Raw genomic sequence first — 11278 nt, 5'->3', positions numbered from 1 at the left:
AATCGAAGCGCGCGATGCGCTGGACGCCGCCCAGCGCGAATTGGAAGTGATTATCGGCATGCCGCTGAACCAACTGGATGAATTGCAGGTTTTGCGTCCGGGCAAGTTTAAGGTGGCGCCGCTGATCCCGTCCAAGTTCGAAGAGTGGCAAAAGATCGCGCTGGAGAACAACCCGGTGTTGGCCGCGTCACGTCATGGCGTGGACGCCGCCAAGTATGATGTCGAAAGGAATCGTGCGGGCTTTATGCCTCAGGTTCAGCTGTATGCTTCGCATTCGGAAAACGACTCCAGCAGCGATAATACGGTTAACCAGAAATACCGTACCGACAGCATCGGCGTGCAGGTCAGCATGCCTATTTATTCCGGCGGCGGCGTTTCGGCGTCGACCCGGCAGGCGGCGGCGCGCTATGGCCAGGCGATGTATGAAATGGATGCACAGACGGGCACCACGCTCAACGATCTGCGCAAGCAATACAATTTGTGCATCAGCAGCCGCGCCAAGGTGGCGGCCTACGAGTTGGCGGTACAATCGGCTACTACACAGGTGACGGCGACTCGGCAGAGCGTACTGGCCGGGCAACGCGTCAACGTCGATGTGCTCAACGCCGAACAGCAGCTCTATAGCGCCCAGCGCGATCTGGCTTCCGCCAAGTACGCCTACATCAAATCATGGATCACCTTGCTGAGCGATTCCGGTACGTTGGATGAAAAAGATGTTATGCGGGTCGCGCAGTATTTTGCCCGCAGTCGCTAGTCCGGTTTTGCGATGAGGCGAGTATTTATCTGAAAGGGAGCAGCGTAAAGCTGCTCTTTTTGTTTTGTTGCGTTATGTTATCGGTCGGTGGCCGCTGGCCTGATTTTCGTTCGTTTGCCAGAGGGGCGATGGCGCTGTATCAACCGGTTGTATTCAATCGCTGCCTCCGGCGCAGTTAAGCTGTGTGATAACGCAGAGCGCGCGGCGTGCTAGCGGTTTTAATCCGTATTTTTCAGCACGCAGTGATGGCTGAGTTCGGCCTGAACGGCTCTCAGCTGCCAGAGTCATGACGCGACGAGAGAGCGCGACCGTTGCCGTTTATGGTGCTTTACGGTCGATGAGCCGTAAACCTTTGATGATCGAAAAGGATGCGTGATTCTACGTTTTATTTAAAATAAGCCTATGGCTTTAGACGGCTGTTTTTCTTGAGCGCGTTGGGCGCGAGTGAGGGGTTTGTATGGCGGTTTTAGTTACTGGCGGAGCCGGCTACATCGGTTCACATACAGTTTTGATGCTGTTGGAGCGCGGTGAAGAGGTGGTGGTATTGGACAATCTGTCGAACTCGTCAGCGGAGTCTTTACACCGCGTAGAGAAACTGACGGGAAAAGCCGCCGTGTTTTACCAAGGTGATGTTCAGGATGCGGAATGCTTGCATCGCATCTTTGAAGCGCACTCGATTACCGGCGTGATCCACTTCGCCGGTCTTAAGGCAGTAGGGGAATCTACGCGTAAGCCGCTGGAATACTACCAGAATAATGTCACCGGAACGTTGGTGTTACTGGACGCTATGCGCCGCGCCGGCGTGTATGCGTTTATCTTTAGTTCGTCCGCTACCGTTTATGGCGCCCATTCACCGGTGCCTTATGTCGAGACGACACCGATCGGCGGCACGACAAGCCCTTATGGCACGTCGAAGCTGATGGTGGAGCAGATCCTGCAAGATGTCGCCAAGGCTGAGCCGCAATTTTCGATTATTGCCTTGCGCTACTTTAATCCGGTAGGCGCCCATGAGTCGGGGTTGATCGGTGAGGATCCTAACGGTATTCCCAATAACCTGTTGCCCTACATCTCGCAGGTGGCCATCGGCAAACTGGAAAAGCTGGGTATTTTCGGCGGGGATTATCCGACGACCGATGGGACGGGAGAGCGCGACTACATCCATGTCATGGATCTGGCCGAAGGCCACCTGAAAGCGATGGATCATCTGCCGAAGCTCAGCGGATTTAAGGCCTATAACCTTGGGGCTGGTGTAGGGCACTCGGTACTGGCGATGGTTCAGGCATTCGAAAAAGCGTCGGGGGTCACGATCCCTTACCAAATATTACCGCGTCGCGAAGGCGATCTGCCTGCCTTCTGGGCGAACGCCGATCTGGCTTATCAGGAGCTGGGGTGGAAAGTGAGTCGGGGTATCGATGACATGATGCGCGATACCTGGAACTGGCAGAAGAAAAATCCACATGGTTATCGCTAACCTTGAGTGATATGTCTTGGTAGTGATAAAAAGTTATGAACGGCTAATTAAAAGCGATGGGGGATGTAGAATTTACAGCCCCTATCCTCATTTTTATAAGGCCTAGACATGGCTCTCATTTTTTACCGGGAGTTATATTGTTATTCACGTGAAATATTTTTCGCTGTTCCACTATCTCTTTGCTTGAATGACAAGTAATGAATGTGAGGCGAATCTTCTTTTATTAACATTTTTTCATTAATTCTATTTTATCATCGCGTTGCTATCTGAGTTTGATTACAGGCCCGTGCATTCGGTAGATCATGTAATGCGATGTAATAATATAATAGTTGTCGTTGACTAAAATAAAAATGAGGATTCAGCCACTCTCAATATACGTGTTGAGCATGAATTTTGTAACAATAAACAAGTTATTCACAGAATAATGGCCAAAGATTATTAGTCTGTAAAGGAGAGTGACGGGAAGATAGAGAATGTATCTCAATGTGTTAACTGTTAAACATGGCATAAGGATTGTCCAGCCCAGGTATTTTGCGATGCCGCATTTTTTTCTCGGGGGTGTACGAAAAGAAAGTCTACCAAGACGCATTGGATATTGATTTCGATTTTGCTCAGGATAATCACTTGCGCTTTTCAAAAGGCATGCTGAGTGGTTTGCATTTTCAAAAGAAAAATCCTCAGGGAAAGTGAGTCTGTATCGTTCGCGGTGGGGCATTTGCTGTTGTAGCGGGTCTTCGTGAAGACTCACCTACCTATGCTGCATGAGAGTGGGTTTTCCGAAGTAAACTCTGGCTCCTCCCGGTTTGGCTCATAGCCTCCTTGAGCTCTCAGATTTTGCTGATTTCATATATAAATGCACGAGATATTATAATCATGATCATGGAGGGGGCTTACTGTGAAACGAGCCTGAGGTGGGGATTGAATAGCCGTTTGATGACCCAGCATTACCTGAAAAAGATAAGCATGGCGACCGCTTCGGTGAATTGAAATAAGTGATATTCAAAAGTCGGAAACGTCTCCGTTTGCCTTTACAGAACGCAGACCACGAGAACGTTGGTGAGTTATAAGCCTTTAGAGGCGGTTATGTTGGGGGGGGGGGGCGAGGCGAGGTAGTAAAGGCAGAGTGGGCTACCATTGCGATGCCAGGTAGGAGATGATTGCAAAGACATTCATCCTGCCAGATGGCGTGCCCGTTAGTGTGTTCAATGAACAGATTCAGTATTTCTGTAAGATGTAGGCTACTTTCCGAGTTCCACATGCCTAAACATTTACCGACTCACATTTTCTTATAATCATCAACCATATGTATTATATGAATATTTATTAAGCAATCACTTTAATGTCATGCTAAGAAGGCAGATAATCTGAGGGCCTTTTCGGACAGATGATGATACCATATGGGCCGAGTTTTTTTGCCGAATGTGCTTTGGGTGCCGTACATTAGGCTTGGACAAAAAGTGTGGTTTAGTATCTGTTAAGGCTGCCCGGCTTAAGCTTGGGGGGTATTGCGAGTGGTGCAATTCAGCTATTGGTTGCTGTGAGCCAAGGGCGGTAGCGTGCTTTGGCGAGGGTGATTTTTCTATCCTATTGATTTTAAATGAAAATAAATTATTTGTCTGTCTTCTTTTGGCATTCCTGATAGCTTGCTTTCTCGGGTAACAATGTATGCCTGTCATAGGCGGCGAGTCTGACTCGCAATGATGTCATCGGCGATAGGCGGGGTAGGATAGCTACTCACACAGATAATGGAAAAATGTTAAGATATATTAATATCTATTAAGCTATTGGATTAGTAAAAATGAATGTTATTTCTAGTAAAATTGCAGGTGTCAAAACAATCCTCCCAAAAGTATTCGGCGATGCTCGAGGATTCTTTTTAGAAACATTCGAGAAAAAACGTTATCAGGAGATGCTCGATATTGACCTGGATTTTGTTCAGGATAATCATTCGCGGTCTTCGAAAGGTGTGTTACGAGGCTTACACTTCCAGACGCAGAACCCTCAGGGGAAACTGGTCCGTGTTGTGCGCGGCGAGGTTTTTGACGTCGCTGTCGACATTCGTCCCGGCTCGCCGACATTTGGTCAGTGGGAGGGTGTCATTTTGTCTGAAGAAAACAAAACCCAGTTTTGGGTGCCGCCAGGCTTGGCGCACGGTTTTGTCGTTCTATCAGATATCGCCGATTTTGAATATAAGTGTACGGACTATTACGATCCGGCATCAGAAGGTTGTCTGATTTGGAATGATCCGACTGTGGGAATCGAATGGCCGATTGAGACGCCTTTGCTCTCTGAGAAAGATAAACTAGGAAAATACCTAATGGATCTTCAGCAAAGCAAATAATATTTTATTGCGCCGTGATTTGCGGCCATATCAATGTCACAGTGAGCAAATTTATCAGGTCATCATGATGAAAATTTTGATAGTGGGTAGTGCGGGGCAGGTTGGTAAAGAACTGGTTCTGCGAGCACCGAAAACGTGGGAAGTTTTAGCTCTGGATCGTCAAGCGCTTGATATCACTTGCATGGAGCAGGTAGAAAAAGTCGTTAATTCATTTATTCCCCATGTGATTATCAATGCCGCTGCCTACACTGCAGTTGATCGTGCAGAGATGGATAGCGATCAGGCCTACAAGATAAATCGTGACGGTGTTGCGAATCTAGCCCGTGCCTCTCAGACATTTAATTCAAAATTTTTACATATATCAACAGATTATGTTTTTCAGGGGGAGCAGGAAGCTGCCTATTGCGAACGGGATGAAACGGGACCAACGGGGGTGTATGGTGCCAGTAAGCTTGCCGGCGAAATAGCGGCTGCAGAGGCCTGCCCGAAACATATCATTTTGCGAACAGCCTGGGTATTTGGTGCTCATGGGGGCAATTTCGTGAAGACGATGATTCGTCTCGCACAGGATAGAACTGAGCTCAACGTTGTTGGCGACCAATTTGGTGGGCCAACCTATGCGGGCGATATTGCGGAAGCTTTATTACTCATCGCGGGGAAAGTTTGCGACAAGAATTTCTCTGCCTGGGGAGTCTATCACTTTACTGGCGCTCCCTATATCAATTGGGCGGGATTTGCTGAGCAAATCATGCAACGGGCATATGTGTGCGGTATCACCTCTCATCTGACTAAAATCAATCCGATCCCCAGCAGTGATTACCCAACACCGGCCAAAAGGCCAGCCAATTCTATGCTCAACTGCGATAAAATCCACGAAATCTTTGGCATCGTGCCAAGCGATTGGCAGGCAGCATTAAATGACATTGTCAGTTATGCCGCGAAGGAATGAGACAACGCTTGGGTAGCGAAGCGTTATAGATAAGAAAATTAAATAGGTTTTTTGATGCAAAATTCGTTTAGCTCATCACCGCGGGAGATTGCAGCGACTTTCTTTCGACACCGCAAGCTGATATTTAACTTGACGAAACGAGAAATTACTGGGCGCTATAAGGGGTCTCTATTTGGCATCTTATGGTCTTTCTTCAACCCTATCTTCATGCTCATAGTTTATACATTCGTTTTTAGCTTTATATTTAATGCACGCTGGAGTGTAGAAAGCACATCAAAGGCTGAATTTGCGCTAGTTTTGTTCGCTGGACTTATTGTGTTCAATTTTTTCAGTGAATGCGCGATTAAGGCACCTGGAACGATACTGTCTAACGTCAACTATGTTAAGAAGGTAATATTTCCTTTAGAGATATTACCGATCGTCAATGCAGCCTCTGCATTATTTCATGCTTGTATCAGCATCATTGTATGGCTGATTTTTTATCTTATAGAGGTCGGTTTACCACACCCGACGGTGTTGCTATTTCCAATATTTATTCTCCCCTTATTCGCCTTTGTGCTCGGGGTCGGTTGGTTATTGTCTGCATTAGGCGTTTTTTTGCGAGATGTCGGGCAAATGATCTCTATTTTTGTCACTGCGTTGATGTTTTTATCCCCTATATTTTATCCCATAACAGCAATCCCAGAGAAATATAGACCATTATTGAATATTAACCCACTGGCTCCTGCGATTTCGCAGTTTAGAGAGATCTTTTATTGGGGGACAATTCCTTCATTAAGCGTGTACGTTAGCTATCTTATAGGATGTGCTGTATTCGCATGGTTTGGGTTCGTTGTTTTCCAAAAAACAAGAAAGGGATTTGCTGATGTCCTCTGATAACGTTGCCATAAGCATTCAGGACATAAAAAAATGTTTTTATGTTTACAATAACCCACATGACAGACTGAAGCAGTTCATTTTGCCAAGAATAAATCATATGTTCGGGCGTGAACAAAATAATTATTACAAAGAATTTTGGGCATTAAAAGGTGTCTCCTTTGAGGTTAACAAAGGGGAAACTGTTGGTTTGATTGGTAAAAATGGCAGCGGGAAATCGACATTATTACAAATCATTTGCGGTACCTTGACACCGACCAGCGGAGCAATAAGTACGAAAGGGCGTATTGCCGCTCTATTGGAACTCGGCTCAGGCTTTAATCCGGAGTTTACCGGGCTAGAGAATATTTATCTCAATGCGGCGATTTTGGGCCTTGGCAAGGAAGAAACCGAGAGTAAATTAGATGCAATCGCTGCATTTGCTGATATCGGTGAATTTATCCATCAGCCGGTAAAAACCTATTCCAGCGGAATGGTAGTGCGATTGGCCTTCGCAGTTCAGGCACAGGTGGATCCAGATATCTTGATTGTCGATGAGGCGTTGGCTGTGGGGGATGCCAAGTTTCAGGCAAAATGTTTTGATCGTCTACGCCAGTTAAAAGATAACGGAACCAGCATTCTGTTGGTGACGCACTCCGGAGAACAAATCGTCACTCACTGCGATCGCGCTGTGTTATTGAACTCCGGTGAAAAACTGTATCAGGGAACGCCGAAGATTGCAGTCAATAAATACATGGATATTCTTTTTGGCAAGAGTCAGCAAAGTGCGCAGAATGGCGTAGTCATCCCCTCAGTTGGAAACGCTGTTGAAACTCCGCTGGCTACGGAAGAAACGCTTAATTTCGAATGCGACAAGTTCAGCGATAAAAGCAATTATAATAAGAATGAATATCGTTGGGGTGATGGAGCAGCGGCTTGGCTTGATTACCAAGTTTGTGTTGGAGAACGATTGAATCCGACGACAATTTACTCCGCAGAAAAAGTAAAGATCAGATGCTCAATGCGTTTTGAGCGGGATGTCCATAATCCTATTATTGGTTTTGCCATTAAGACGAAAGAAGGTCAAACTGTTTATAATACAAACTCCCATCTTTTGAATAATGAAAACACCTTGAAGCATGGGGCTGCTGGGAGCTATTCCGTCGTAGAATTCGAATTTTCAAATAAGTTAGGTGCAGGAGATTATTTCATTTCTCTCGGCATTGCCTCAATGATGAGTAACGAAGTCATTCCACATGATCGAAGATATGATGTCATTCACTTTTTGGTGCCCTCCGTTGATTCTTTTTCGGGCATTGCAGATTTAGAGTTGAGTTTTGACATTAACCCACCTTCCGGTAGATAACTATGCTTTTAGATAAAAATATTTATGCTTTCCGTGAAAACACGGGCATTTGGGCAAAGCCAGATTATGCAGGTATCCCCTACAGTGATGGAGATACTCAGGAAAATTTGTTATTGAGCATTATACAAAATACGCAAGATCGAAGTGTATCTTCTGCGGAACTCAAAGCTCAATGCACAGATTGGGTAACGACTTACCATTTCTCTAGTTTGCGTTCGAATCTGTTACGGCCGCTAAAATCCATCCTTCAACCAGGTGCTAAGGTTTTGGAAGTCGGTGCAGGTTGCGGGGCTATCACGCGGTTTTTAGGCGAAATGGGGTGCGAGGTGGTCGCATTAGAGGGAAGCTTGCGACGCGCCGCGATTGCCAGAACCAGGACGGCTGGCTTGGACAATGTTACCGTAGTCAGCGAACGATTTGATGATTTCGAGAGTAATGTGCTCTTTGATGTGATCACTTTGATTGGCGTGCTCGAGTATTCCAACCTGTTCAGTCAAGGTGAAGACAGCGCAGTAAGCATGCTTGAAAAAATCAAAAAGCGCCTTAAACCCGGCGGAAAGTTGATCATTGCGATAGAAAACCAGCTTGGCTTGAAATATTTCTCCGGAGCACGAGAAGATCACCTGGGCCAGGTGATGTATGGTATTGAAGGGCGTTATACGAAAGAACAGGCAGAAACTTTCGGGCACCACATCCTGAAGCAGAAACTCGTAAGCGTTGGTTTGCAGACGGTCGAAACATTGTTGCCGTTCCCTGATTATAAACTCCCCGTTTCCGTTGTGACATCTAACGGCGCTAGCGACCCAAACTTTGATGCTTCTGTTTTTGCTGCGCAATCTGTGCGTGCTGATATGCAATTGCCGGAGAAGTTAAATTTTGTACTCGAGTTGGCTTGGCCAATTATTTTTAAAAACAATTTAGCTTGCGAACTCAGCAACTCTTTCTTGATGGTGGCAAGTGACGAGTCGAGTGAGTTTATTGATAAGGACTTACTTGCTATCCATTATGGTAGCGAGCGTTACTCGCCGTTCTATAAGGAAACGGTATTCAACAAAGACGAGAATGGGGAAATTAAGGTCAAACGTCATTTGCTGAGTCCTGGTGGAGCGATTGAGAATGATTTTGTTGATTTTAAATTAGATGGTTTTGAAAAATATATAAAAGGCGTTCCTCTACCCATAGAGTTCATCAAAATCGTGACGACACCTGGGTGGGATATTGAGCAAGTTGCTGGTTATTTTCGTTATTACATCGAGTGCCTGGAGATCTGCTTAAAAGGAGAAGGAATACACTATGATGAATTTACCCAACACACTATGCTCCCGTCCACCTATTTAGATGCAATTCCTTCAAATATCTTGATAGATGCCGATAGGCAGCCGCGCTATTTTGAACGCGAGTGGTTGGCGAAAAAAGGGATTACGCTGGGTAACTTGACATTCAGAGCGGCGTTGTCGTTGCTTGGGAAAATATCCTCTTTCGCACCGCCTGCCAATGGACGTTCATTAACTCGAGGAGAGTTTATTAAGCAACTCTTCGAAGCTTTGGCATTCTCTGCAGATAGTTCGCTCTTTGAGCAATACCTGGTTCTTGAATCAGAATTGCAGGTTTTCTCATCAGGATCCGATAAGAATAAACTTGATACCTGGTATCCTGAGCATGTGTTGCCTGGCTTACATGCATTGGATGAAGTTGAGAGCAGGGAAGCTGAGCGTCTTGAAACAGAGTCGGCATTAAAAGATAAAAAACATGCTTATAATGAACTGTTGAAGTCTAAAGACTATGCTGAGAAATTAGCATTTGAACGAATGGATGAGATTGATAAACTCAAGCTGGAGTTAAGCAATATTAAGTCTAGTACCCTTTGGCGGATATCCAGACTATTCAGAGGCAAAAGGAATTGATATGAGCAGTGAGACGCTTCATTGGTCAATTGACTCTATGGTCAAAAGAGGCACGACGGTATTCAGCTATGGCTGGATATTTAGTGAAACTAAGCGTATTAAGCAGCTTGCATTACTCCAAGTTGATAAAAGTGGTTTGTTATCTAGCATTAACGTGGATTATGGGAAAAGTCGGGAGGATGTAGGCTCCTATTTTTCTGAATTCGAGCAAGCTGCTCATTCGGGATATATTGTTTATGGTTCATTCAGTGCTGCTGTCGCACAACATGGTTTAAAACTGCTTTGCACCTACGAAGACGGTACGACGGAAAGCATTGATGTTCCAGAAAGCCATTATATCCACGCAGGCAATGAAAATAACGAAACGGCTATACATAAAAAAGTTGTTTTAAAGCAAATGCTTGTGCTCGTTAAACGTGCTTTGATGTTGCTTAAAGGTGGGAATATCTCCCTGCTTTATAATAAAATAAAGCGATATAAGCGTCACGAACCCACGACAGGATTAAATGTCGCGAGTGATATTTCTAAAGTTTTAAGTCAGAAAGAGCGTGAGAAAGTTATCTTTTTCCTGGATCATGATCTGGGCGGAGGTGCTAATCATTATAGAAATCGACTGATACAAGACAAGATCAGCGATGGGTTTTCTGCATTGGTTCTTGCTTTCAATATCAGAACCTTGTCTTACAAATTGATTGTCAAAAGCGAGCTGGTCGATAAGCATTATAAAATTCCGGATGAAGGGTTTGTTTTCGAACTCCTGAATTATCTGAAAGTTCAGGAGATCGTCTATAATACCGGGGTCTCATTTGTAAATCCTGAAACCATTCCGAGTTTCTTGCTCGATCTGAAGCTTAAAACTAATGCTACATTGACGACATTGGCTCACGATCTTTTCCCTATTTGCCCTTCGCATTTTCTAATTAATGACAAAGGAAAATATTGTGATATACCTGATCCTCAAGTTTGTCGCTCATGCTTAAAAAATAACACATACGGGTTTACAACATTATTTGAGTCCGGTGATATCAATGAGTGGCGCGATCAGTGGGGCGGGTTGATTATCGCTTCAGATAAGTTTATTACTTTTTCTCAAAATACGTTGGATATTTACCGACGTGTTTATCATCAAATACAGCCAGAAAAAACGGTGGTCGCTCCACATGTTGTGAGCTATCTGCCTCGAAAGGCAGAAGTTCAACAGAAAGAGAGATTACGCATTGGAGTCGTAGGGCAAATTGGGTACCACAAAGGTGCTGAGTTCGTTAAAGAGTTAGCTCTCGAAATAAAAAAAACGGGTTGTCCGGTGGACATTGTGATTATCGGTGCTATTGAAGCCTCATGTCCATCAGATATTGTGACTCAGACAGGTCCTTATAAGCAGAGTGAATTGCCAGATTTACTTGAGGATAAAGGGGTGAATGTTATTTTATTCCCTTCTATCTGGCCTGAGACGTTTTCCTATGTCGTACAGGAAATGGTTGAACTTGGTTATCCCGTCGCTTGCTTTAATCTGGGAGCACCTGCTGAACGACTTAAGAATTATCCAAACGGTTTGATTTTGTCCTCAATGTCTGCTGGCAACGTCTTGCAAGAGTTGATAAAATTCCACCGAAAAATTTATACAATCCAGTGAGGCAG

9 protein-coding genes are annotated in these 11278 nt (G+C 45.0%); all 9 read left to right on the top strand.

The annotated features are described in order from the left end of the window. The coding region (locus tag ACP39K_RS13485; protein WP_497008572.1) for a TolC family outer membrane protein at positions 1–754 on the top strand (754 nt) is incomplete at its 5' end. 457 nt (positions 755–1211) lie between these two features. Then, a complete protein-coding gene (gene galE, locus ACP39K_RS13480; RefSeq protein WP_049191335.1) occupies positions 1212–2225 on the top strand; it encodes a UDP-glucose 4-epimerase GalE in 1014 nt (337 codons plus the stop codon). A gap of 558 nt (positions 2226–2783) precedes the next feature. After that, positions 2784–2915, top strand: a complete 132-nt coding sequence (locus tag ACP39K_RS13475) for a dTDP-4-dehydrorhamnose 3,5-epimerase family protein (protein WP_314732675.1) — start codon at positions 2784–2786, stop codon at positions 2913–2915. Between the two features lie 1108 nt (positions 2916–4023). Next, entirely contained in the window at positions 4024–4566 is a 543-nt protein-coding gene (gene rfbC, locus ACP39K_RS13470) for a dTDP-4-dehydrorhamnose 3,5-epimerase (RefSeq protein ID WP_089184402.1), read from the top strand. A 64-nt stretch (positions 4567–4630) separates the two neighbouring features. Next, positions 4631–5515 (top strand): dTDP-4-dehydrorhamnose reductase, encoded by an 885-nt coding sequence (rfbD, locus tag ACP39K_RS13465; RefSeq protein ID WP_048795787.1) that lies wholly within the window; start codon positions 4631–4633, stop codon positions 5513–5515. Positions 5516–5569: 54 nt separating this feature from the next. After that, positions 5570–6391 carry an ABC transporter permease gene (locus ACP39K_RS13460; protein ID WP_048795786.1) on the top strand — a complete coding sequence of 274 codons (822 nt, stop codon included), beginning with the start codon at positions 5570–5572 and terminating at the stop codon, positions 6389–6391. Next, a complete protein-coding gene (locus tag ACP39K_RS13455) occupies positions 6381–7736 on the top strand; it encodes an ABC transporter ATP-binding protein (RefSeq protein WP_048795785.1) in 1356 nt (451 codons plus the stop codon). Before ACP39K_RS13460 ends, ACP39K_RS13455 begins: the two co-directional genes overlap by 11 nt. Positions 7737–7738: 2 nt before the next feature. Then, the gene (locus tag ACP39K_RS13450; protein WP_089184404.1) at positions 7739–9640 is read left to right on the top strand and encodes a class I SAM-dependent methyltransferase; all 1902 of its coding nucleotides are present in this window, start codon (positions 7739–7741) and stop codon (positions 9638–9640) included. Position 9641: 1 nt separating this feature from the next. Then, positions 9642–11273 carry a glycosyltransferase gene (locus ACP39K_RS13445; protein ID WP_048795782.1) on the top strand — a complete coding sequence of 544 codons (1632 nt, stop codon included), beginning with the start codon at positions 9642–9644 and terminating at the stop codon, positions 11271–11273. The last annotated feature ends 5 nt before the right edge of the window (positions 11274–11278 follow it).

This window comes from Serratia sp. EC4, from assembly GCF_059652115.1.
The sequence above is the reverse complement of the archived record's forward strand: the minus strand, read 5'-3'. Positions and strand labels throughout refer to the sequence as shown.